Here is a 22615-nt window from a genome sequence, read left to right as displayed (position 1 = left end):
TCGACATGCCCTCGTCCATGCGGCTGACCACGATCGACAACGGCGCGTTGGTGGCCAGCGCCAGGTAGGCCATGGTGGCGGTGCCGAAGGCGAACGCAATCGGGATGCCAGCGGCCACGCAGACCCCGATCAGCAGCACGAAGAACACGATCAGGTTGTAGTTGCCCATGGCCAGCAGGGCCGGCCTGGCCAGCCACAGGCCGCCAGCGATGGCGGCCACCACCAGCAACGCCGAGGCCAGTTGCCGCAACGTGGTCTCGGCCGCCATGCGCGAGACGGCCGCCAGCAGCATCAGGATGGCGCCCACCGGCAACGCCGCCGCACGCAGGCCGTCGGGCAACTCCAGGGCCGGGGTGGTAATGGCCATCTGCTCGATGGCGTGGTCCAGCGCCGGGTGGATCACCATCAGCACGAAGATGCACACCACCAGCGCGGCCACTGTCTCGCACCACACGCGGGCCGCCTGCGAAAGCTTGCCGACGATGGCGGTCAGCCGCATGTGCTCGCCGCGATCCAGCGCCAGCACCGCACCCAGCATCGACAGCCAGATGAACAGGATGGAGGCCAGTTCATCCGACCAGATCAACGGGTCATGCAGCGCGTAGCGATAGATCACGCCGGTCAGCAGCACCGCCGTCTCGGCCACCACCAGGGCCGCCGCGGCGGCACCGACGACATGCATCAGCCCGCGGTTCAGGCCGATCAGGGTGCGCGCCGCCGGATGGTGGTGGCGTGCGCCGTCCCGGCCCTGGTCATGCAAGGCTTCGTTCATGGCGACTTCCATGGTGTGCTCCGATCAGGCCAGCTTGCCGGTGTACTTCTCGAGGGTGGCCCAGGCTTCGTCACCGAACTTCTTGTGCCACTCGGTGTAGAAGCCGGCGCTGCGCAGCTTGGCGCGGAAGGCATCGTTGTCGATGTTGTTGAACTGCAATCCCTTGGCTTTCATGTCGGCCACCAGCGATTCATTGAGCGCCTTGACGTCGACCCGCTGCTTCACGCCCGCCTCATTGATGTTGCGACTGACGATTTCCTGCAGGTCCTTGGGCAAGCGTTCGAACGACTTCTTGTTGCCCATGAACCAGAAGCCGCTCCAGACGTGGTTGGTCATCGAACAGAACTTCTGCACCTCGTAGAACTTGACGGTGGAGATCACCGCCAGCGGGTTTTCCTGCCCCTCCACGATCTTGGTCTGCAACGCCGAATACACCTCGGCGAAATTGATGCTGGTGGGCGAGGCGTCGAAACCGCGGAACAGCGAAGTCGCCAGCGGGCTGGGCGGCACCCGCAGCTTCATGCCCTTGAAGTCTTCCGGCCTGGTGATGGCGCGGGTGCTGGTGGTGACCTGGCGGTAGCCGTTGTCCCAGCATTTCTCGAAGGCGAACAGCGACGTCTTGGCCGCCAGTTCGCGCCGCACCAGCGCGCCCAGGTCGCCATCCATGGCGGCCCACACCTGCCCATAGTCCTTGAACGCAAAGCCGACGCCGCTCAACTGCCCGGCCGATACCAGGGTCCCCAGCACCTCGGGCGAGATGGTGAAGAAATCGATGGCGCCCGAGCGCACCTGCGACAGCATGTCGGTGTCGGTGCCCAACTGGCCGTTGGAGTACACCTGCAACTCGACCCGCCCCTTGGATTCGGCCGCGATCTTTTCCGCCATTTCCTTGGCGCGCACATTCATCGGGTGCGTCATCGGCAGGTTGTTGCCGTACTTCAAGGTGAATTCGGCGGCATGGGCACTATTGCCGTAGAGCCCGGTGGCCAGCGCGGCAGACGCCACCGAGGCCGTCTTCAAAAAGCCGCGGCGGCTGGAACGAAAATCTTCGGCAAGCTTGCTCATGGTTGTCTCCTCGAGATTGATCTTATGGTGGCAGTGGCCGACGGCCATCTGCGCCAGGCCCGTTTGATGATGTATTTTGATTTGAATTGATTTAGACTTTACCTACGCCACGTACGAAAAATCCAATCAAATCAGGGCAAGGCGAAGAATATCGCCTCGAGATCAAAATGGTCAAAGTCGTTTTTTGATGGTTTTTGATGTGATCAAGCTTGCCAATCAGGGCCCCGATGCCAGACAAGATCCCCTCCCGCGCCCGCGTGGCCGACATCGCTGCCGCCGCCGGCGTCTCTACCGCCACGGTCGACCGCGTCCTCAACCGGCGTCCCGGCGTGCGCAGCGCGACGATGCAAAAGGTAATGCGGGCCGCCGCCGAACTGGACTACCTGCCCGAGGCCGACCTGTACCAGGCGATACAGCCGCGCCCGATGCAGCTGGTGTTCCTGCTGCCGCCGCGCAGCAACCGCTACATGCAGATGCTGGGCGACTACATCGGCTTTGCCGAAGAACAGCTGGCGCCGTTCAACGTGCGTTGCAAGTACCACCACATCGAGGGCTTCAATCCGCATGTGCTGGCGCAACGCCTGTTGCACTACGGGCGCCAGGCCGACGGGGTGGCCTTCATGGCGCTGGAGCATCCGCTGGTGCGCGAAGCGGTCAATGCGCTGGTCGACGCCGGGGTGCATGTGCTCACGCTGATCTCGGACCTGTCCAATTCGCGCCGTGCCGCCTACGTCGGCATGGACAACCGTGCCGCCGGACGCACCGCCGGCTACCTGCTGGCGCGCTTCCTGGGACCCGAGCGCCTCAATGCCGGCGGCCCACGCACCCCGGCCAAGATCGCCATGATCGCCGGCAGCCTGAGCTATCGGGGACACGAAGAGCGCGAGATGGGTTTCCAGCATGCGCTGGAAGAAATGTGCCCGCAGGTGCAGGTGGTGGGCCTGCGCGAAGGGCACGACGACGCCGATACCAACTACAAGCAGGCGCGCACGCTGCTCGAGCAGTATCCGGACCTGGCCGGCATGTACAACATCGGTGGCGCCTCGGACGGCGTCGGGCGGGCCCTCAAGGAGAGCGGACGCGACCAGAAGGTGGTGTTCATCGGCCATGGGCTCACGCCCGATACGCGCGGCCTGCTCATCGATGGCACGCTCGACGCGGTGCTGACCCAGCATCCGCAGAACATGGTCATGAATTGCGTGCGCATCTTCGGCAACCTGCGCGCCCGGCGCGACGTGCTGGCCGCAGTGGAGGCGGTACGCATCAGCGTGATCCTGCGCGAGAACCTGCCCTGAAGCGGCCCTGGACCAGGCGCATCGGCCAGCCCTAGGTCGGGGTCGAGGGCATCAGCGCACTGCGTTCGCTCCAGGCCAACCACAGGCGCTGGCGGCGCACACGGGTGCGTTTGCGCCGCATGCCGGCATACACCAGTTCACTCAGGATGCGCTGCTCGGCCACACTCATGTTGAATGCGGCGCGGTACATGCGCAGCAGCGCCACCATGTTGGCCAGCAGGCCGGGGTCGAGGCTGTCGTCGACCGCCAGTGCTCCCAGTTGCGCCGCCAGCGCCTGCGCTTGCCCGCCCGGTATCGGCAACGCCGACTGCGTACCGCCCTGCTCCATCTGCAACAGGCCGATGCGATAGAGCGCATAGCGGTAGTCGATCTCGAGCGACTCCCGCGGGCTGGCGCTTTGCCATGGATCGACCGCCGCCAGGCCGGCCAGCAACCGCTGCAGCGACATCAGGTTGATTTCGCCGGCCACGCCCGCGTCGCGCCATCCGGCGCCGGGATTGAGCAACCAGGCCAGGAAGCCGTGGTCGAGCCGGGTCTCGCGTGCCGCACTGCTGCCCAGCATGCGCTGTGCCATGGTCATCTCGGCGCTGCTCATGCGGCCGGCACCGGGCTGGCCGCTGGCGGCCGGACGCAGCGTCGCGCCGGCGCGCGCAAAACGGTATCGGGCCAGGCTGCCGGCGAGCCGGTCGACCTGGTCGGCGGCCAGGCCATTGGCGGCGACATAGCCGTAGGCCTCGGCCAGGTAGCGGCGATCGGCCAGCGACAGGAACTCGCGGGCGTTCACCGATTGCGCCAGGCGACGGGCGACCGCCGGCTCGTCCTGGCGATCCGTCACGCCGAACACCCGCTGCAGCAAAACCTGGTAGTTGGCCTGTTCGGCGGCCGGACCGATCGACGACCGCGGCAGCAGATCGGCCAGGTGCGGACCGCCAGCCAGCAAGGCCTCGGCCGGCAGCGTCAGCCCGGGCCAGGCCGCCGCGCCGCCCAACGCCAATGGGCCGGACGGCAACACCAGCGATCGCAGCCAGTTGGCCAGCTCGAGCTGCCGTGCCGGCGGCATGGTGCCGGCGCTGTCGATGTCGACCAGCGCCAGGTATTGCTGCATCGATTGCACATAGTCGGCCGGGTAGGCGCTTTGCTCCAGCGGCGACAGGCTGGCGTAGAACGTCAGGCCGGCTTCGATCACGGTGCGCCAGTCGCCGCTGGCCAGTGCGCGCTCGAACACCGGCTGCCAGAACGCCTGGTCGAGCATGGCGCGCTGGCGGGCCGCGGCGAATCGCTCGTTGGCAGTGTAGGCCCCGCTCTCGTCGTAGACGATGGCCGACAGCGCGCTGCGGCCAAGGGCGGCGAATGGATTGGGGGCGCGACCGTAGAGCGATTCGGTCGCCTGCGACGCCTGGCGCAGGCGCTCGGGGTCGCTCGTGGCGGGCAGTTCGCCGTCGGCGCGAGCGATGGCCGCGGCGCCGGTGCGCGCGGCCAGCAGGCGGGCCTCGATGGCATACAGCGTCAGGCGCGGCACTGCGGCCTGGTCGCTGGCGCTACGCTGCGGCGACGCGACCGCCTGATCCTGCACCGTATCGGACACCGCCGCCAGCAAACGCCCCTGCGCCGACAACGACAGGCTCACTCCGTCGTCCTGCGCCGTCCAGGCGTGCGCCGGCTCACTGTCCGCAGGCGTTGCCGCGTGGGCAGTAAAGAGCGACAACGCCTCACGCGTTGCCACCGCGATGTCCGTATCGATGGTCATGTCGTGCCCCATGTCGGGTGTACATGACTTCATTACGGTAAGCCACCGCCGATCTTTACACTTGCCGTGCGGCACCTGGCGATTGCCTGCGTTTTCCGGGTCCGGTCATGGCCTGCGCCCACATGCGTTTCATACAGCGAGAAATACGAGTAATCGTGGATCTAAAACCACATCATCAGGCAAATAAATATCTCATTAAACCTCATATCAGGATGCACCAAGATGGGCTGCAAGCCCTGATGGCGCGCCGCCCCCCCTTGATAGAACGACCGTTCAGTTATTTGTCAGCCTGGACGCCATCGCCACTTCCCGCTAGTTGCGAACATTGCCCTTCGATGCTCAGGATTTCCCCGATTATGGCCGCCCGGCTGCCGGTCTACATTCGGTTCAAAGGGGGAATCATCATGAGCAAAAAAATATCAGGCATGGCCTTGATCGCCGCCGCAACCATCGGCGTGCTGCCGGCGTCATCTGCGCTGGCAGCCTCTTCGGGGGTGCTGGCCATTACCGTGACGGTAGCTGAAAAATGCCGCATCGACTTCAGCGAAGGCAGCGCCGACTTCTTCCAGGTGTGTTCTGCGGCCCAGGGCGTGAGCAATGAACGGGCCAGCAATGTGCTGGGCGCGGCGATAGCCATCGAGCCGGCTGCCGATCCGTATTATCTCGATCGCGACCCGGACAATCCCAGCCGCGAGGCGGCACCCGGCACAGCGCCGACGGCATCGAACTCGACCCCGCGCCCGCGCCGCGGGCCCAAGGTGGTCCAGATCCATTACTGAGACGGCGGCCTGCCCGGTGCCACCCGCAATTTTTCCTCGCGCTGCAGGTAGCGCGTCGGCGCTTCGTTGAGGGCGCGCCGGAACATGTTCGAAAAGGCACTCTGGCTCTTGTAGCCCAGCGCCTGCGCCACCACCCCGACGGGGTCGCCGCGCGACAGCCTGACCAGCGCTTCGCTCAGGTGTACCTGCTGCACCCAGTGCCGGAACTGCAATCCGGTTTCGCGCGGAAACAGCCTGATCACGGTACGCTCGCTGGCGCCGGCGATACCGGCCCAGTCGGCCAGCACGAACTGGCGCCCCGGGTCTTCCAGGATGGCTTCGCAGATGGCCACCAGGCGGCGGTCGTTCGGCCAGGGGATCTCGACCGGGATGGCCGGCGCGCGCGCCAGCTCCGACAGGATCAGCGCGCCGACGTGACCGCCACGGCTGTCGGCCGCATAGTCGACCGGTTCCTGCAACAAGGCCAGGATCAACTCGCGCAGCAGCACGCTGACTTCCAGCAGCCGGCAGCGTGCGCCCAACGCCGGCGCCCGGGCCGGATCGATATAGAGCGTGCGCATGCTGACCCGGGTCAGCATGCGAATGGCGTGCGCCACATTGGGCGGCACCCACAAGGCGCGCAACGGCGGCACGATCCACACCCCCTGCGAAGTACGGACTTGCATGACGCCATCGACCGCATACAGCAATTGCCCGCGCTCGTGCGAGTGGGCCGTCAGCCAGTCGCGATATTCCAGTTCGCGGGCAAAGGCGGCTACCGGCGCGGCGGCCGCCTGCAGCGCCTCGACGCTCTTGCTGGGGCTGACGAAGCGGATCGTGGGTGGGATCGGTTTTGGCATTTATTCGACAAAACTTGGCGCAAAGTGGATTAGATGCCAATGATACAGTCACTGCCTGTCCAATTCCTGCCGTTCGTCATGACTACCGAGACTTCCGCACTGGCTGGCACGCCCGCCACGCCTGTACCGCCCGCCAACGCCGCACATCCGCTCGTCATGCGCATCATCCTGGCCGTCGGCGGCGCGCACCTGATCAACGACATGGTCCAGGCGCTGCTGCCATCGATCTATCCGATGCTCAAGGCCAACTATCACCTCAGCTTCACCCAGGTCGGCCTGATCACGCTGACCTTCCAGATCACCGCTTCGCTGCTGCAGCCATGGATCGGCATGTACACCGACCGGCATCCGCAGCCCTGGCTGTTGCCCAGCGGCGCGGTCATGACGGTGCTGGGCATCCTGCTGCTGGCGTGGGCCGGCAGCTTTCCCGCGTTCCTGGTGGCGGCGGCGCTGATCGGGGTCGGTTCGTCGACCTTCCACCCGGAAGCCTCACGCATCGCCCGCATGGCCTCGGGCGGGCGCTACGGCCTGGCGCAATCGACCTTCCAGGTGGGCGGCAATACCGGGCAGGCCTTCGGGCCGCTGCTGGCGGCGGCCATCGTGGTGCCCTATGGCCAGGGCAATGTGGCCTGGTTCGTGCTGCTGGGACTGCTGTCGATCCTGGTGTTGTCGCGGGTGTCGAGCTGGTATCGCGGCCACCTGGCAGCCACCCGCGGACGCGCCCGGGTATTGGCCCAGCACGCGCTGCCGGCCTCCACCGTGCGACGGGCACTGGTGGTGCTGGCGCTGCTGGTGTTTTCCAAGTATTTCTATATGGCCAGCTTCACCAGCTACTTCACGTTCTACCTGATCGACCGCTTCTCGCTGTCGGTGGCCAGCTCGCAGTTGTACCTGTTCCTGTTCCTCGGCGCGGTGGCCGTCGGCACCTTCGTCGGTGGCCCGATCGGCGACCGCATCGGACGCAAGCTGGTGATCTGGATCTCGATCCTGGGCGCGGCCCCCTTCGCCCTGCTGCTGCCGCACGTGGGGCTGTTCTGGACCGGCGTGCTGTCGGTGATCATCGGCCTGGTGATCTCGTCGGCCTTCTCGGCCATCGTGGTGTACGCCCAGGAGCTGGTGCCCGGCAAGGTGGGCCTGATCGCCGGCGTATTCTTCGGCCTGATGTTCGGCTTCGGCGGCATCGCCGCCGCCTACCTGGGCCACCTGGCCGACCTGTACGGCATCGCCTGGGTCTATGGCCTGTGTGCCTTCCTGCCGCTGGCCGGGGTCCTGACCGTGATGTTGCCGGACCTCAAGCAGACCTGATAGGCCTGATGGTCAGTGTTGCGCCCGGTCGTCAGCGGCCGGCGCCTCATGCTTGTGCAGCGCCACGCGCTGCGCGCGGTAGATGCCGGCGTGCCCCGAAAACAGGTAGCTGGCCACGCAAGCGAGCGCCGCAAAGGGGCCGATCTGCGGACCGAACAGTTCGATGGCCATGATGATCGAGGCCAGCGGCGTGTTGGCCGCACCGGCGAATACCGCAACAAAACCCAGGGCTGCCAGCATCGAAAAAGGCAGGTGCAACAGCGGCGCCATGGCATTGCCCAGCGTGGCGCCGATATAGAACAGCGGGGTGACCTCGCCGCCCTTGAAGCCGGTTCCCAGCGACACGATCGTCAACAGTCCCTTGCCCAGCCAGTCCCATGGCGCCAGCGGCTGGGCAAACGCCTCGACGATCACCTCGATACCCAGCCCGACATAGCGCTGCGAGCCCAGCGCCAGCACCGCCAGCGCGACCACCACGCCGCCCATGGCCGGACGCAGCGGGGCATAGGCGATGCGCCTCTTCATGAACCCCGACAAGGCATGCGTGGCCAGCGCGAACAAGCGCCCGGCCAGGCCGAAGACGATCCCGGCCAGCAACACCGCCGCCGCGCTCCACAACGCCAGCGGCGCCCAGCCCAGCACGGCGTAATGCGTATGGTGTACGCCCCAGGCCTGTCCTACCTGGTCGGCGGCGATGGCGGCCACCACGCAGGGCAGGATGGCGTCGTAGCGCAGGCGGCCGATGGCCAGCACTTCCAGCGCGAACACGGCGCCGGCCACGGGGGTGCCGAAGACCGACGAAAAACCGGCGCCGATGCCGGCCATGAGCAAGATGCGCCGATCGACCGCCGGCAGGCGCAGCACATGGGTCAATTGATCGGCCAGCGCGCCGCCCATCTGCACCGCGGTCCCCTCGCGCCCCACCGATGCGCCGAACAGGTGCGACACCACGGTACCCAGCAGCACCAGTGGCGCCATCCGCAACGGCACCACCCGACGCGGGTCGTGGATCTCGTCGATCAGCAGGTTATTGCCGCCCTCCACCTCCTGCCCCAGGCGCAGGTACAGCCAGCCCACGGCAAAGCCGGCGGCCGGCAGCAACGCGATCAGCCAGGGCCAGGTCTGGCGCCATCGGGTCGCCATCTCGAGTGCAAACAGGAAAAACGCCGACGCGGTGCCGGCCAGCAAGGCCACCACCAAGGCAATGCTGCACCATTTGCCGACATGCAACAGCAGGCGCAGTGAAGGGATCAGGGGAATCGGTTTCATGGGCTGCGGATCATCAGGTTTTCAACGCGACCCGGCCAGGAAAAGAACGCTTGACGCACGTCTACAGCCCTGGCTTCAGGTCACCGTAGGCATGATCAGCCGCAACAGGCGGCGGTTCGGGGAGCAATGCCATCTCCGGGCCGAATGTTAGCGCCGCAGGCAGATTGTCGCAACTGCATTGTTGCCTGACGTTCACATCGGCCGGATCGTATGAGATGATTGTCAAACATCCGGGTTGGGTCGGCGTTTTGCAAACTTTATTCCCTAATATGAAAGAAGAACAACTTTTTCCCGGTTCGCCGGAAAGAAGTGGGCGAGCATGCTGAAGAAAATAAAAGTGGAGGACCTGGTCCTCGGAATGTATTTCTGCGGCTTCGAAGCCGCCTGGCTGGACCATCCCTTCTGGAAGAACAAGTTCCTGCTGAAGAATGGGGCCGAGCTGAAACAGGCGCACGACAGCGGCATCAGTCATTGCTGGATCGATACCGAGCGCGGCCTCGATGTCAGTGCCGCACCGGTGGTCGAGGCGGCTGCCGAGGCAGCGCCGGCACCGGTACCCGAGGCCGCGCCCGAGGTGGTGCTCGATCCGGCCGTGCGCGAAGCGCAGTTGCTGTGCGAAACCGCCAAGAAGGCCACCAAGGCCATGTTCTCCGAAGCCCGCATGGGGCGCGCGATGGACATGGAACGCTGCGCCTCGCTGGTCGAGGAGATCGCCGACTCGGTGGTGCAGAGCCCCAATACCCTGTTGTCGGTGGCGCGCCTGAAACTGGCCGACGAATATACCTACCTGCACTCGATGGCGGTTTGCGCCTTGATGGTGGCGCTGGGACGCACCCTGGGCATGGACGAGACGGCCTGTCGCGAAGCCGGCCTGGGCGGCTTCCTGCACGACATCGGCAAGGCCTTCATCCCGCACGAGATCCTCAACAAGCCAGGCCGCCTGACCGAGGAAGAGTTCGCCGTGGTGCGCAAGCACCCCGAACTGGGCTACCGTTACCTGAGCCAGGACCCGAACGTGCCCGACTACGCCCGCGAGGTGTGCCTGCACCATCACGAGAAGACCGACGGCAACGGCTACCCGGATGGCCAGCGCGGCGGCTCGATCGCCCTGTATTCGCGCATGGCGGCCATCTGCGACGTGTATGACGCCATCACCTCGGACCGTCCCTACAAGCAGGGCTGGGATCCGGCCGAAGCGATCTCGACCATGGCCTCCTGGAGCGGCCACTTCGACCGGCCATTGTTCCTCGCCTTCGTCAAGACCCTGGGCATCTATCCCGTGGGCTCGATCGTCAAGCTGGCCTCGGGCCGCTCCGGCTTCGTGGTGAGCCAGAACAGCCGCGACCTGACGCGTCCGGTGATCAAGGTATTCCGCTTCGACGACCAGTTCCAGGCCAGCGAAACCGACATCCTCGACCTGTCCGACAATCCGCAACCCGACGCCATCATCGCCCGTGGCGGCGAGGAATGGGCGCGCCTGAGCCATCTCGATGCCATGCAGATACTGGGCACCCGCGCCGCCAGTTAGCCATCACGCCCGGTTCGCCTTTCATGGGGTTGCCGCCAGCGTGACGCGGATCCCGTTCACATGCGGGCCGACCAATACCGTGCTGGCGGTAGACGGCCCGGTATGCGGCTTGCGCCAAGCCCCGCCTTTGGCTCAATGCATTACCTGTTCATCAATTCGAACAGGCCGGCGGCCATCAGCAACACCCCGCAGCCAGCATTGATCCGGCCCAGGTGGCGGCCCAGGCGCAGGGCCACGCCCGGGCGCGACAGCAGCCATCCCAGGCTGCCGTACCACAGCACCGCACAGCCGCCGACGGCCAGCACCATCAGCGCCACGGTCGGGGCGTTGGCTGCCGCCGGCACCAGGTTGGACAGGAAGGCGCAGTAAAACAGCAGCGACTTGGGATTGGTGATATTGAGCGCCACGCCTTGGCGAAAGGCGCTCGCGTCATGCCCGCTCGGCGTGCCCGGTGGCGGCAGCGACGCCGGCCGCAAAAGCAGGCGGGCGCCAAACCAGATCAGATAGGTGCAGCCCGCCATCTGCAGCGCCAGCCCCAGCCAGGCGTGGTGCGCCACCGCCGTCCCCGCTCCCAGGATGCCGATCACCGCCCACAGGCTGTTGACCACGGCAAACCCGCAGGACATCCCCAGCGCCTGCAGCCGGGAAGAACGCAGTGCGCGGTTGGCGATCGCCACGAAATTGGCGCCAGGAATCGCGACCCCTACCATGCTGGCCGAACAGACCGCGGTAATGGCAGGCCACTCGAACATTGCGCCGGACCAAATCATCATGCGACCCCATTGAAGAAAAGGCTTCAATGTCGGGTACGGCCGCTGTTTTGTAAATTCCGAATAAAATGGCGCCGTGATACTGAAAACCTATCAGCCACGGCGGTGCCACGATGATCAATTTCCGTTTGATGAAACACCTATGGCTGTTCTCGGTGGTAGCCGAAGAGCAGCATTTCGGCCGCGCCGCAAAGAGACTGGGCATGTCGCAACCGCCACTGAGCGAGCACATCAAGGTGCTGGAGCAGGCACTCAAGGTCACGCTGCTGGAGCGCTCGCGCCAGGGCACCCGGCTGACCCCCATCGGCGCGGCGATCCTGCCGACGGTGCAGCAGCTGGTGCAGCAGATGGGACAACTGGAACGCACCGTCGATGAAGCCGTGCGCGGCGGCGTCGGGGTATTGACCATCGGTGCGGTCAGTTCGGCCATGTTCGACGTGATACCGGGCATCGTCGAAGCGCTCAAGAAGCAGACACCGGGGCTGGCCATCAGCGTGCACGAGATCGACAGCGTCGAGGCGGTACCGGCGCTGGAGACAGGCCGGATCGACCTCGCCTTCGCCCGCCTCGAAGGCCCGCCCGACGACAGGATCGGCCGTATCGCCTTGCAGCAGAGCGCGCTGTGCGTGGCATTGCATCGCCATCATCGACTGGCGGCGAAGACGCGCATCCGCCTGGAAGCGCTCAACGATGAAGAATTCGTGATGTTCGAACGCCGGTATAGCCCGCTGTATTTCGACCACCTGATGGCGACCTGCCGCGAACAGGGTTTCCATCCGCGCATGCTGCACGAGGTGCGCTCGATCACCGCCCAGATCGCCTTCGTCGGTTGCGGCCAGGGAGTGGCGCTGGTGCCGGCCAGCATGCGAAGGATGGCGCCGCAGAGCGTCCTGTTGAAGCCGCTGACGAAGAAGATCATGGTGACCACGGCGGCGGTAGCCTGGAACCGCGAGCGCATCAACCCGCTGGTGGCGGCGGCACTGGCGGTGATCGGCACGCCGCAGGTACCCTGAGGCCTGCAGCCATGGCGGCTCTTTTGCTATGCTTCGACTGCACGTCAAAAAAGAGACTTCCTTCGCCAACCCGCTAGAGGCATCCACATCCACCATGCATATCTTCCGCTTCCGTTCAGCCCCGGCAACCGTATTGGCCGCCGCCCTCGCCTGCACGGCAACCCTGGCATCGGCCCAGCAGAGCACGCCGCGCCGTGACGAATTCTTCTGGCTGGGCGAAATCAACAAGGCCACCGCCGTGATCAACACCGACGAGGGGCTGCTCGACAAATCGATGACGCCCCTGGTGGTCAAGGGCCTGCGCCAGGTGCTGGCCGACGGCGAGCAGCCCGGGGCCAGGCGCCCAACCAATGTCATCACCTTCGAGCCACTGCTGATCCAGGCCGCCGGCCCGCAGATCACCTTGCTGCATGCCGGGCGCTCGAGCCAGGACATGCTGGCCACGATGCGCTCGGCGATCCTGCGCGACGACATGCTGGCGCTGGCCCAGCAGCTCAACAAGACCACCGATGCCCTGGTCAGGCTGGCGCTGCGCCAGCGCGACACCATCGTGCCCAACTACACCAATGGCGTGGCGGCGCAACCCAACAGCTATGGTCATTACCTGCTTGGCTTTGCCGCTGCGCTGGAGCGCGATGCCCAACGCATCAACCAGGCCTATGTCCGTATCGACCGCTCGTCGATGGGCACCACCGTGCTCAACGGCAGCAGCTGGCCACTGAACCGCAAGCGCATGGCCGACTACCTTGGTTTCGAAGCCACCGTCGACAATGCCTACGACGCCTCGCAGCTGTCATCGGTCGATGAGCCGGTCGAAGCCGGCCAGGTGGTGGCCTCGATCGCGCTGCATGCTGGCAGCTTCATCCAGGATGTCATGACGCAATACAGCCAATCGCGACCATGGATCCTGTTGCAGGAGGGCGGCGACAATACCTACGTCTCGAGTGCCATGCCGCAGAAACGCAACCCCGGCCTGCTCAACAGCACCCGGCGCGACGCCAGCACGGCCCTGACGCTGGGCATGGGCGTGGCACTGCAGGCGCATAACATTCCTCCCGGGATGAGCGACCCCAAGGAGGTCAAGGCCAACAGCGCCATGGTGCATGCGGCCATCGGTGTGTTACGCAACTGGGAGCGCATCCTGGCGGCGCTGGTAATCGACCCCAAGCGGGCGCTGGAAGAACTCAACAGCGACTGGACCGCGTCTCAGGAACTGGCCGATGTGCTCATGCGCAAGTACAAGCTGCCGTTCCGGGTCGGCCATCACTTCGCCTCGGAAGTGGTCGAATTCGCCAAGTCGCATGACATCAAGCCGCTCGATTTCCCGTACGCCGAGGCGCAGCGCATCTATGCCCAGGCGGTCCAGGGATCGGAATTCGCGCAGGTGCTGCCGATGTCGGAACAGGAGTTTCGCAGCACGCTCGATCCGGTCGCGATCGTGCGTAACCGGGCCACCGCAGGCGGGCCGCAACCGGCCGAAATGGACCGCATGCTGCGCCAGGCCAACGAGCGCGTGGCGCAACAGGACGCCTGGATCAAGGCGCGTCGCACCCATATCGGCGACGCCCTGGGCCGGCTGAACCAGGACTTCGACCGCATGGCGAAGGCGGCCGGGGTGCAATAACCCGGCCTCATCAAGAAAAAATGGCCTGGCGCAATCCTGCACCAGGCCATTTTTTCCGTGTCCACCGCCTTACCAGATCACGAACGATACGATCAGCACCACCACAAAGACTGCGCTGACTGCCTTCCACGGCCACTTCCTGGTTCTTCCCTGCATGTGTCGACTCCCTGGGCTAAATGATATAAAACATAAGATTCCAATGCGTGTTGCCGCAACGCGCGTCGAATCCATGTCATCCAGCATACGGGCAGTAGCTCATCCATACCATCGGCATGGCGCGCAATCGTTCGTGGTCCATCCGGTACAACAGCAGTAGGAATGCGCGAGACGCAGCGCTTCGCCTGCTGACGAAAAAAAAGGCCATCCGAAGATGGCCCTCATGCAACATTGCTTACTTCTTCTGGCTGGCAGAGCCACCCTGGTTCTGCTGCTCATCGCGCTGGCCTTGTTGACCAGGCTGCGCATTCTGCTGGCGCGCGCTGCCCTGTTGCTGGCCAGACGAATCGCTGCTCTGGTTCTGCTGGTCATTCTTCTGGATTTGCTGGCCGGGCTGCACGTTTTGTTCCTTGCTGCCCTGGCTGGAGCCACCCTGCTGCTGGCGGGACGAATCGCTGCTCTGGTTCTGTTGGTCGTTCTTTGGGTTTTGCTGGCCCGATTGATTTTGGTTCGACATATCAGTACTCCTGTTGAAGCGCTCATTGCTACGCGAGATGCGCAGTGGAACCAGTGTCTGCTCAAGTGGCCGCCTGCGCCATAAGCCAACCTGCCATGCGCTTGTAGGCGTCGGCTGTCAGCCAGTGCGTCGCAGCAATATGTGCCGTCGGCACCATGTCGATACAAATAGAGGTCGCAATGTTCGTCACCGTACAGACGCGCCGGCGGCGCAGGCAGATTCTTGATACGGGCCAGAATAAAAAAATGGCCCGCCCATCATAAGCGCGCTTTGTACGCCCCGTTGAAAGCGCCTGTCGTATCGTCGGTCTCTACTAAAAAACCGGTTCTTCTCTCTCCGAACTACCAATCTATAAAGAGACATCTTGTGAAAAAAATCATTTCCGCATTGTTCGTCGGCGCATCGCTTTTCTGCAGCGCCGCCAGCTACGCCGCGACCGACATCAACCACACCTCGGCCATCACCTTCAACGCCAACACCACATCACTGGGCGCGACCTTTGGCGTGGGCACGCCGGGCAAGACCTTCACCGAGAGCTTCACCTTTTCGCAGGGCTCGTTGTTCCAGCTTACCTCGGCCGTGATCTCGATCTCGCTCAGTACGCTGTCGGGGCTCGACATCACCGGCTTCACCCTCACCGGCAACGGGGTCACCTCGGTAGGCACCATGACTTCCAGCGCCGGCCTGCAGACGTGGACATTGACGGCGTCCAACCTGAGCGCGGGACTCTATACGCTGGCGGCCATCGGCTCGGTGACCGGCAGCACCGGCGGCAGCTTCGGCGGCAACCTCAATGTGGCGGCCGTACCCGAGGCCTCCACCACCGCCATGATGCTGGGTGGACTGGCGCTGGTGGGCTTTGCCGCCACCCGGCGCCGCCGCAAGCAGGGTGACGACATCCGACCACCCGGCCTGATGCCTGCATGATCGGTCGGCATGCGTGAACCCGGCCCGCCTGCGGGCGGGCCGTGGTTGCGCCAATGCCATCTTTGCATGTGTCCAAGGGCATCGTATGCCTATACTACGATGTGCCTGCGCAAGACCCACAAGATCATCTGCATAACATCGGGACCCTATGCCTCAGAACGCGCCACTGAAGAACCACCTTCTAGCAGCCCTGTCCCTGGAAGCCCGCCGGCGAATCTTCGCCCATCTCGAATGGGTTTCCCTGCCGCTGGGAAAGGTTCTGTATGAATCGGGCGACGCCCTCGAGCACGTCTACTTTCCGGTCGACGCCATCGTGTCGCTGCTGTACGTGATGGAAAACGGAGCGTCGGCGGAAATCTCGGTGGTCGGCAACGACGGTTTCCTCGGGATTGCCATCCTGATGGGCGGCGAAAGCATGCCCAGCAGGGCCGTGGTGCAAAGTGCCGGCAACGCCTATCGGCTCTCCAGGCACCGTTTCCGTGAAGAATTCCGGCACAACCCCGACACGCTGCACCTGCTGCTGCGTTATGCGCAGACCCTGATGACCCAGATGGCCCAGACCGCGGCCTGCAACCGTCACCATTCGATCGACCAGCAACTGTGCCGATGGCTGCTGCTGTCGCTGGACCGCTTGCCGGGCAACCAACTGACGATGACCCAGGAACTGATCGCCAACATGCTCGGTGTACGACGCGAGGGCGTCAACGAGGCAGCCGGCAAATTGCAACGGCACGGCGTGATCGAATACAACCGGGGCCGCCTGACGGTGCTCGACCGGCCACGCCTGGAACGATTGAGTTGCGAATGCTATGCGGTGGTCAGAAAGGAATCGCTGCGCCTGCTGCCCCACATGTGCACCGGTGAAAAACCGACGCATGCGACCGTCGTTTCGATCAACGCCCTACGTGACCTGTCGCGCCTGACCAACGACTGACGCCACGGCCAGCGGCGCGCTCTTGCCGATGGCGGCGATCATGTTCCTGACCGCCGGCGAACGCTCGAAGCGTCGGAACACCGCGGCCACCTCCGACCCGATCGCCGCTCCGGCCAGCGGGCGATAGACCACGTTGGGCAAGTCGATCACGCCCGTGACGACACTGGGCACCACCGCCACGCCCGCCCCCAGCGACACTTCGGCCAGTACCGCCAGCAGGCTGCCGGGTCGCCGTTCCACCGGCGGCGTGAAGCCACCCCGGCGATAGATCTCGCGACTGCCCAGCTCTTGCTCGGGCACCACGAAGGCTTCGCCGGCCAGTGCCCGGGCCCGGATCGGCGCGGTGCCGGCAGCCAAGGGGTGGTCGGCCGCCAGCGCCAGGCAGAAGCGGTCGCGTAGCAATACATGCGATCGCAAGGATGGCGCCAGGGCCAACGGCAAGCGCACAAATGCGATGTCGACCCGCCCTTGCTGCACCGCGTCCGACAGGTTGTCCATCTCCCATTCGCGGACCTGCACCTCGGTGTCGGGCCAATCCTGCCGGAATGCGCTGACCTGGCGTTGCAGCACACCGCCGAAGACGGCCGAACCGACATAGCCGATCTCCACCCGTCCCAACTCGCCGCGACCGGCGCGCCGTCCGCTATTGAGCGCCTGGTCGAACTGCGCCAGCACGGCGCGCGCCTGTTGGGCAAACATCTCGCCTGCCGGCGTCAGCGCCACCGAGCGCTTGGTGCGCACGAACAACTGCACCTGCATCTGTCGCTCGACCTGCTGGATCTGCACGCTCAATGTCGGCGGCGCGATGCCGAGCCGTTCGGCGGCACGGGCGAAATGCAGCTCTTCGGCCACGGCCAGGAAGTAACGCATGTGACGAAGCTCCATTGCCCTCCCCTATCCGTTAATTAGGATAGAACTAATTAAATTCGCGTTCATGGTTATTGAAACGAATTATAGGCAATGATTCAATGGGCGGCTCTTTCACTTCTTACCAGGAGCACCCCATGTCCAGGAATCGACTTTCCATCACCCTCGGCGCGCTGGCGCTGGCGGCCTCCCAATTGGCATCGGCGGCCCTGCCGACCAGGCCGGTACTGACGCTGGCGGCAGCGCAGCAGGTCATGCAGGCGGCACAAGCCAAGGCCGACGCCGAGAACTGGCCTTGCGTCATCTCGGTGGTGGATGCCGCCGGCCTGCCCCTGGCACTGGTGCGCATGGACAATGCAGCCGTGCCGGCGGGGGTCGAGATCGCGCCCGGCAAGGCGCGTACCGCCGCACTGTTCAAGCGACCCAGTGGCGCCCTGGAAGACGCGATCAACGGCAACCGCCCGGCTGCCGCCACCGCCCGCGGCTTCGTGCTGATGCGCGGCGGCCTGCCGCTGGTGGCCGACGGCCAGATCGTGGGCGCCATCGGGGTCTCGGCCGATACCCCGCAGCATGATGAAGAAATCGCCAAGGCCGGCGCGGCCGCATTGAAGTAGGTTGCGCCTGGTCGCGGCGACGGACAGGCCGATCAGCGCACCTGCGCTGTTTGCCTGATCGATTCGAGCGCGGCGACCATGGCGGTAAATATCTCGCCTCTCGATTCGCTTGCCTGCACCTGGATGGCGATGGCCACCAGGAAACCGAACACCAGGTTCCGCATGAAATCCTCCTGTGCATGAGCTGAAATGCCTGCATGGAGTGTGGGCCGGTCCTGTTACCGGGCTGCTTCAGGAGCCCGGACCGGATGTTTCAGTTGAAACCTGGCGGTCGTACAGGCGGCGCAGGCATCACTGGCGCCCTGCCAGCCGCCGGCGCCGAAGATCAGCTGTTGCGCCATCGGCCGCCCGATGAACCGTTGCGGGAAGATCGGCGCCAATGCGCTGGCCGCATCCAGGCGAGCGCGTTGATCGTCGGCCAGCACGATGTCCAGCGCGCCCAGGTTGTCCCCGGCCTGGGCCAGGGTGCGTGCGCCGATGATGGGCGAGACGATGGCCGGGTGGGCCAGGGTCCAGGCAATGGCCACCTGGGCGCGGGAAGCGCCGAGCTCCTGGGCGACCTCGCCCACCACATCGGCAATATCGAGCGAACGCTGGTTCAGGTGCCCGGTGGAGGCGATGATGCCGCGCCGGTTGCTGGCGACGTCGGCACCGTTTTCGTCGGACAGGTCGGCGCGACCGTACTTGCCGCTCAGGATGCCGCCGCCCAGCGGCGACCAGGGCAACACACCCAGGCCCATCGCCTGCGCCATCGGCAGCAGTTCGTGTTCGACCGTCCTCTCGACCAGGCTGTATTCGATCTGCAGCGCCACCAGGGGCGCCCAGCCGCGCAGGTCGGCCAGGGTCTGCAGCTCCGCCACGCGCCAGGCCGGGGTGTTACAGATACCCAGGTAGAGCACCTTGCCGGCACGTACCAGGTCATCCAGCGCACGCATGATTTCATCGGGCCGGGTGGTGAAGTCCCAGGCGTGGACATACAGCAGGTCGATGCGATCGGTATCGAGCTGGCGCAGGCTGGTCTCGACCGAGCGCACCATGTTGTAGCGGTGATTGCCGCCCGAATTGATGTTGTCCGGCTCGCGCGCCATGGTGAACTTGGTGGCCAGCACGATGCGGTCACGCCGGTCCTTGATCAATCCACCGAGGATGCGCTCCGATGCGCCATTGGTGTAGTTGACCGAGGTATCGACGAAATTGCCGCCACGCTCGACATAACAGTCGAAGATGCGCCGCGCCTCGGCCGCGTCGGCGCCCCAGCCCCAGTCGGAGCCGAACGTCATCGTTCCCAGCGAGAGCGGGGAGACGCGCAGGCCGGAGCGGCCAAGCAGGCGGTAACGGTCCAGCGAATCGGGTCGGGTCATGATGCATTTCCTTTCAGGTTCATGGCGCGCCAGGCAGCGTCGCCGGTGGGGCGAGGATCATCCTTCGCATGCACCCATTGTCGCCAGGCCGGCGCGGCACCCGGTAGATGGAAATTCCGGTAAGCTTGCACGATCGTCCGAGCGCCGGACCCGACATTGACCACAGCCTATGACCGCACTGGATTCGCTAAGGGCAGCCATCGCTCGCCACGCGCCGCAAGACGGCACCTTTGCCTGCGCGCTTGCAGGCGTGAAGCTGATTCGCTGCTCGTCCCCCACCATGCCGATGCCGGTAATCTACGAGCCGACCGTGTGCTTCGTCGCCCAAGGGCGCAAGCGGGCAACACTTGGCGCGAGCGTGTTCCACTACGACCCGGCCAGCTACCTGGTGGCAACGGTCGGCTTGCCGGTGGTCGGCGCGGTCATCGAGGCGAGCGCGACCGAGCCCTACCTGAGCCTGCAGGTCGACCTGGATTGCCCGGCACTGGAAGAACTGGCATTGAAGCATCCAGCGCGCGAGCACCCCGTCCCGACGGCCCCCGGACTGGTGATGAACGACATGACGCCCGACCTGATCAACGCTGCCACGCGGCTGGTGACGCTGCTGGACAGCCCGGCCGATGTCGACGCGCTGGGGCCACTGGCGATGACCGAGATCTTCTACCGGCTGCTGAGCGCACCCAACGGCGGCATCGTCCGCGCGGTGACGCAATCGGACAGCCGCCACGGCCAGATCGCGCGCGCCATCCTCTGGATCAGGGCGCACTTCAGGGATGTATTCCGGATCGACGAAGTGGCCGGCCTGGTGGGCATGAGCCGCTCCACCTTTCATGCGCACTTCAAGACCGTGACCGCCATGAGTCCGATCGAATTCAGGAACCAGTTGCGCATGCAGGAAGCGCGCCGGCTGATGGTCAGCGATGGACTGGACGCGGCCAGTGCCGGCTACCACGTCGGATACGACAGCCCGTCCCAGTTCAGTCGCGACTACGCGAGGGTGTTCGGGATGGCGCCCGGCAAGCATGCCGGCCAACTGCGCGCGATCGACAACTGAAATGATTGACATCACGACATCGCCCCCGACCGCTGGCGCCGGGCGCGTGATATTTGCGACCACCGGGAGCCGCTCACGCCGCAAACCCTGCTTATAATCTCTGACAATGCGCGGCGACCGAAGAGCGCGCATCACATTCAGCTCACGGGGAGGGCTTCATGCAGTCGTTGGGGAATTCAGCTTTCATTCATCGTCCATCGCTGGCCATGCTGGCGCTGGTCGGCCTGCTGGCCGCCGCGCATGACGCCCGCGCCCAGCAAGCCACCCAGGCCGGCATCGTCAAGGTGCTCACGGGCCAGGTCACGGTCCAGCGCCAGGGCCAGGACAATGTCGCCAGCGTCGGCCTGAAACTTTACCCCGGCGACCGTGTGGTGACCGGCGCCGATGCCGCCGCCGGCATTACCCTGCGCGACGACACGCTGATGTCGATCGGGCCCGGGTCCAGCTTCGTGCTGGAAGATTTCGCCTTTAACGAAAGCGCCGGCGAAGGCAGGATCGCGGTGCGCCTGGCCAAGGGCACGCTGCGCTACGTATCGGGCCTGATCGGCAAGCACTCGCCATCGAGCCAGCAGGTAGCCACGCCGACGGCCACCATCGGCATCCGGGGCACCGACTTCATCGTCGAGGTGGCCGATGAATAAGATCCTGCCCATCATTGCCTGCTGCGCCTTTCTCACCGCCTGCGCCGGCGGCCCCAAGGAAAGGTTCGTGCTATTGCCCCAGGCCGACGGCTCGACCAGCAGTATCGTGGTCAAGACTGCCAGCGGCGAGACGGCGCTGGCCACACCCTACGCAGCGCTCGAGACGCAGCCCGGACGCGCGGCCAAGGGCAGCACGCTGAGCCAGGCCGACGTGCAGGCACGGTACGCGCCGGTGATGCAGAACCTGCCCAAGCGCCCGCGCAGTTATGAATTGTTCTTCGACCTGGGTAGCGACCGCATGACCGCCGCTTCGCGCAAGGTGCTGGAAGAAGCCGTGATCGAATTCCGCAGCTTCCCGGCCGGCGAATTCATCCTGGTGGGCCATGCCGACAATATCGGCAGCGACGCCAACAACGAGGTGCTGTCGGTACGTAGGGCACGGCTGATCGAGCGCGAGCTGTTGCGCGCCAGGATCGAGCCATTGAGCATCGAAGTGGTGGGCAAGGGGGCGCGCGAGCCGCGCGTACCGCAGAAGAAAGGCGTGCCGGAGCCAGGCAACCGGTTCGTGGAAATTCGCCTGCGCTAGCGCGGTGCGCCATCGGCCCGGCGCGACTTGCCTGGCCGCGAGAACTTCAGCTCGCTCACCAGCACCCCGAGCACGATCAGCGCCGCGCCGACAATGGCAATGGCGGGAAGTCGGTCGCCTGCCAGGCGGCCAGCCAGGCCACCCCAGACCGGTTCACCCGCATAGATCACCGTGGCGCGGGTGGGCGAGACCGATTTCTGGGCCCAGTTCATGGTCAGCTGGATCACGATGCTGGCCGCGCCGAGGCCCACCGCGGACAGCAGCCAGACCCACGAGAACGCCGGCGGCGCTTCGCCCAGCAGCGGCATCAGCAGCAGCGACAGGACGCCGGCCACCAGCAGCTGGATGATGGTCACGCGCTGCACATCGACCGTGCCGGCGAAATGGCCGATCAGGATGATTTCCGCAGAAATGGCAAACGCGCCCAGCAGCGTGGCGATCTCGCCCGGCCCCAGGTGCAGCGCCCCGGCCCCGGGGTCGGCCAGCAGCACCAGGCCGGCGAAGGCCAACACCACCCCTACCACGCTCATGAAATGAGGCGCACGCCGCAGCACCGCCCATTGCAGCAACGGCACGATCGGCACGTACAGCGCCGTGATGAAGGCCGACTTGCTGCTGCTGATGGTCTGCATGCCATGGGTCTGCAACGCATAACCGGCAAACAATCCCACGCCGATCAGGCTCCCGGCCAGCAGGTCACGCCGGCTGAGCCCGGCCAGCGACCTGGCGAACAACAGCATGCCGATCATCCCCGCGGTCACGAACCGCAGGCCGACGAACCACAGCGGCCCGGCATGGTGCATGGCGTTCTGCACCACCACGAAGGTGCTGCCCCAGAACATCGTGACCGCGACCAGGGCCAGCTCCTGCCGACTGAGCTGGAGTGGGAGTCTGGTTCTTGGCGCAGGCAGGTTCATCGGTCAGGGATAGGCCACGGGGAAGGCGGCCACGG

At 65.2% G+C, this 22615-nt stretch carries 23 protein-coding genes and 1 riboswitch; of the genes, 12 read left to right on the top strand and 11 right to left on the bottom strand.

What is annotated here, in order from left to right; genetic code table 11:
• Both PMI40_RS17350 and PMI40_RS17345 read right to left on the bottom strand, forming a co-directional pair.
• Positions 1 to 784 (bottom strand): TRAP transporter small permease (locus PMI40_RS17350; RefSeq protein WP_008117955.1); only part of this gene is annotated, 784 nt, incomplete at its 3' end.
• 12 nt (positions 785 to 796) lie between these two features.
• Positions 797 to 1837, bottom strand: a complete 1041-nt coding sequence (locus PMI40_RS17345) for a TRAP transporter substrate-binding protein (RefSeq protein WP_008117953.1) — start codon at positions 1835 to 1837, stop codon at positions 797 to 799.
• A gap of 227 nt (positions 1838 to 2064) precedes the next feature.
• Between PMI40_RS17345 and PMI40_RS17340 the strand changes: the two genes are divergently transcribed.
• On the top strand, positions 2065 to 3132 hold the full coding sequence (locus tag PMI40_RS17340) for a LacI family DNA-binding transcriptional regulator (protein WP_008117952.1): 1068 nt from the start codon (positions 2065 to 2067) through the stop codon (positions 3130 to 3132).
• 31 nt (positions 3133 to 3163) lie between these two features.
• Here the strand turns inward: PMI40_RS17340 and PMI40_RS17335 are convergent, their stop codons facing one another.
• Entirely contained in the window at positions 3164 to 4879 is a 1716-nt protein-coding gene (locus PMI40_RS17335) for a hypothetical protein (protein ID WP_040502292.1), read from the bottom strand.
• A gap of 404 nt (positions 4880 to 5283) precedes the next feature.
• Between PMI40_RS17335 and PMI40_RS17330 the strand changes: the two genes are divergently transcribed.
• Positions 5284 to 5658, top strand: a complete 375-nt coding sequence (locus PMI40_RS17330; RefSeq protein WP_040502290.1) for a hypothetical protein — start codon at positions 5284 to 5286, stop codon at positions 5656 to 5658.
• Here PMI40_RS17330 and PMI40_RS17325 read toward each other — a convergent pair.
• Positions 5652 to 6497, bottom strand: coding sequence for a helix-turn-helix domain-containing protein (locus PMI40_RS17325; protein ID WP_008117946.1), 846 nt, complete (start codon positions 6495 to 6497; stop codon positions 5652 to 5654). The two genes, PMI40_RS17330 and PMI40_RS17325, sit on opposite strands and share 7 nt — an antisense overlap.
• 78 nt (positions 6498 to 6575) lie before the next feature.
• Here PMI40_RS17325 and PMI40_RS17320 point away from each other — a divergent pair, with 78 nt between their 5' ends.
• Positions 6576 to 7802 carry an MFS transporter gene (locus tag PMI40_RS17320; RefSeq protein WP_040502288.1) on the top strand — a complete coding sequence of 409 codons (1227 nt, stop codon included), beginning with the start codon at positions 6576 to 6578 and terminating at the stop codon, positions 7800 to 7802.
• 12 nt (positions 7803 to 7814) lie between these two features.
• Here the strand turns inward: PMI40_RS17320 and PMI40_RS17315 are convergent, their stop codons facing one another.
• The gene (locus tag PMI40_RS17315) at positions 7815 to 9071 is read right to left on the bottom strand and encodes a voltage-gated chloride channel family protein (RefSeq protein ID WP_008117942.1); all 1257 of its coding nucleotides are present in this window, start codon (positions 9069 to 9071) and stop codon (positions 7815 to 7817) included.
• 79 nt (positions 9072 to 9150) lie between these two features.
• Positions 9151 to 9217: riboswitch (Fluoride riboswitch) on the bottom strand.
• Between the two features lie 173 nt (positions 9218 to 9390).
• Here PMI40_RS17315 and PMI40_RS17310 point away from each other — a divergent pair.
• The gene (locus PMI40_RS17310; protein WP_008117940.1) at positions 9391 to 10599 is read left to right on the top strand and encodes an HD-GYP domain-containing protein; all 1209 of its coding nucleotides are present in this window, start codon (positions 9391 to 9393) and stop codon (positions 10597 to 10599) included.
• Positions 10600 to 10739: 140 nt separating this feature from the next.
• Here PMI40_RS17310 and PMI40_RS17305 read toward each other — a convergent pair whose 3' ends face one another.
• Complete coding sequence (locus PMI40_RS17305; RefSeq protein ID WP_040502274.1) at positions 10740 to 11351, bottom strand: LysE family translocator; 612 nt, start codon at positions 11349 to 11351, stop codon at positions 10740 to 10742.
• A 131-nt stretch (positions 11352 to 11482) separates the two neighbouring features.
• Here PMI40_RS17305 and PMI40_RS17300 point away from each other — a divergent pair, with 131 nt between their 5' ends.
• Together PMI40_RS17300 and PMI40_RS17295 are read left to right on the top strand one after the other, a co-directional pair.
• Entirely contained in the window at positions 11483 to 12382 is a 900-nt protein-coding gene (locus PMI40_RS17300; protein WP_008117936.1) for a LysR family transcriptional regulator, read from the top strand.
• A 94-nt stretch (positions 12383 to 12476) separates the two neighbouring features.
• Positions 12477 to 14006 (top strand): lyase family protein, encoded by a 1530-nt coding sequence (locus PMI40_RS17295; RefSeq protein ID WP_040502272.1) that lies wholly within the window; start codon positions 12477 to 12479, stop codon positions 14004 to 14006.
• A 391-nt stretch (positions 14007 to 14397) separates the two neighbouring features.
• On the opposite strand, the gene PMI40_RS17290 is transcribed toward PMI40_RS17295, so the two are convergent.
• Positions 14398 to 14679, bottom strand: coding sequence for a hypothetical protein (locus PMI40_RS17290; protein ID WP_008117932.1), 282 nt, complete (start codon positions 14677 to 14679; stop codon positions 14398 to 14400).
• 366 nt (positions 14680 to 15045) lie between these two features.
• On the opposite strand from PMI40_RS17290, the gene PMI40_RS17285 reads away from it, so the two are divergent.
• Both PMI40_RS17285 and PMI40_RS17280 read left to right on the top strand, forming a co-directional pair.
• Positions 15046 to 15606, top strand: coding sequence for an FxDxF family PEP-CTERM protein (locus PMI40_RS17285; protein WP_008117930.1), 561 nt, complete (start codon positions 15046 to 15048; stop codon positions 15604 to 15606).
• Between the two features lie 148 nt (positions 15607 to 15754).
• Positions 15755 to 16540, top strand: coding sequence for a Crp/Fnr family transcriptional regulator (locus PMI40_RS17280; protein WP_008117928.1), 786 nt, complete (start codon positions 15755 to 15757; stop codon positions 16538 to 16540).
• Here the strand turns inward: PMI40_RS17280 and PMI40_RS17275 are convergent.
• Positions 16508 to 17425: a LysR substrate-binding domain-containing protein gene (locus PMI40_RS17275; protein WP_040502270.1), complete on the bottom strand. Its 918-nt coding sequence runs from the start codon at positions 17423 to 17425 to the stop codon at positions 16508 to 16510. The two genes, PMI40_RS17280 and PMI40_RS17275, sit on opposite strands and share 33 nt — an antisense overlap.
• A gap of 119 nt (positions 17426 to 17544) precedes the next feature.
• On the opposite strand from PMI40_RS17275, the gene PMI40_RS17270 reads away from it, so the two are divergent.
• Positions 17545 to 18021 carry a heme-binding protein gene (locus tag PMI40_RS17270; RefSeq protein WP_008117925.1) on the top strand — a complete coding sequence of 159 codons (477 nt, stop codon included), beginning with the start codon at positions 17545 to 17547 and terminating at the stop codon, positions 18019 to 18021.
• Positions 18022 to 18053: 32 nt separating this feature from the next.
• Here PMI40_RS17270 and PMI40_RS24545 read toward each other — a convergent pair whose 3' ends face one another.
• Positions 18054 to 18185: a hypothetical protein gene (locus tag PMI40_RS24545; protein WP_008117923.1), complete on the bottom strand. Its 132-nt coding sequence runs from the start codon at positions 18183 to 18185 to the stop codon at positions 18054 to 18056.
• 54 nt (positions 18186 to 18239) lie between these two features.
• On the bottom strand, positions 18240 to 19382 hold the full coding sequence (locus PMI40_RS17265) for an aldo/keto reductase (protein ID WP_008117921.1): 1143 nt from the start codon (positions 19380 to 19382) through the stop codon (positions 18240 to 18242).
• Positions 19383 to 19551: 169 nt separating this feature from the next.
• On the opposite strand from PMI40_RS17265, the gene PMI40_RS17260 reads away from it, so the two are divergent.
• The 3 genes from PMI40_RS17260 to PMI40_RS17250 all read left to right on the top strand — a co-directional run bounded on the left by PMI40_RS17260 (position 19552) and on the right by PMI40_RS17250 (position 21663).
• On the top strand, positions 19552 to 20436 hold the full coding sequence (locus tag PMI40_RS17260; RefSeq protein ID WP_008117919.1) for an AraC family transcriptional regulator: 885 nt from the start codon (positions 19552 to 19554) through the stop codon (positions 20434 to 20436).
• A 158-nt stretch (positions 20437 to 20594) separates the two neighbouring features.
• Positions 20595 to 21077, top strand: coding sequence for a FecR domain-containing protein (locus PMI40_RS17255; protein ID WP_008117917.1), 483 nt, complete (start codon positions 20595 to 20597; stop codon positions 21075 to 21077).
• Entirely contained in the window at positions 21070 to 21663 is a 594-nt protein-coding gene (locus tag PMI40_RS17250) for an OmpA family protein (protein ID WP_008117915.1), read from the top strand. The genes PMI40_RS17255 and PMI40_RS17250 overlap by 8 nt, the downstream gene beginning before the upstream one ends.
• Here the strand turns inward: PMI40_RS17250 and PMI40_RS17245 are convergent.
• On the bottom strand, positions 21660 to 22505 hold the full coding sequence (locus PMI40_RS17245; protein WP_008117913.1) for a DMT family transporter: 846 nt from the start codon (positions 22503 to 22505) through the stop codon (positions 21660 to 21662). The two genes, PMI40_RS17250 and PMI40_RS17245, sit on opposite strands and share 4 nt — an antisense overlap.
• Positions 22506 to 22615 lie beyond the last annotated feature (110 nt).

This window comes from Herbaspirillum sp. YR522, from assembly GCF_000282575.1.
GTDB lineage: Bacteria > Pseudomonadota > Gammaproteobacteria > Burkholderiales > Burkholderiaceae_D > Herbaspirillum.
Note: the sequence above shows the minus strand (reverse complement) of the source record. Positions and strands in the feature narration are given on the sequence as shown.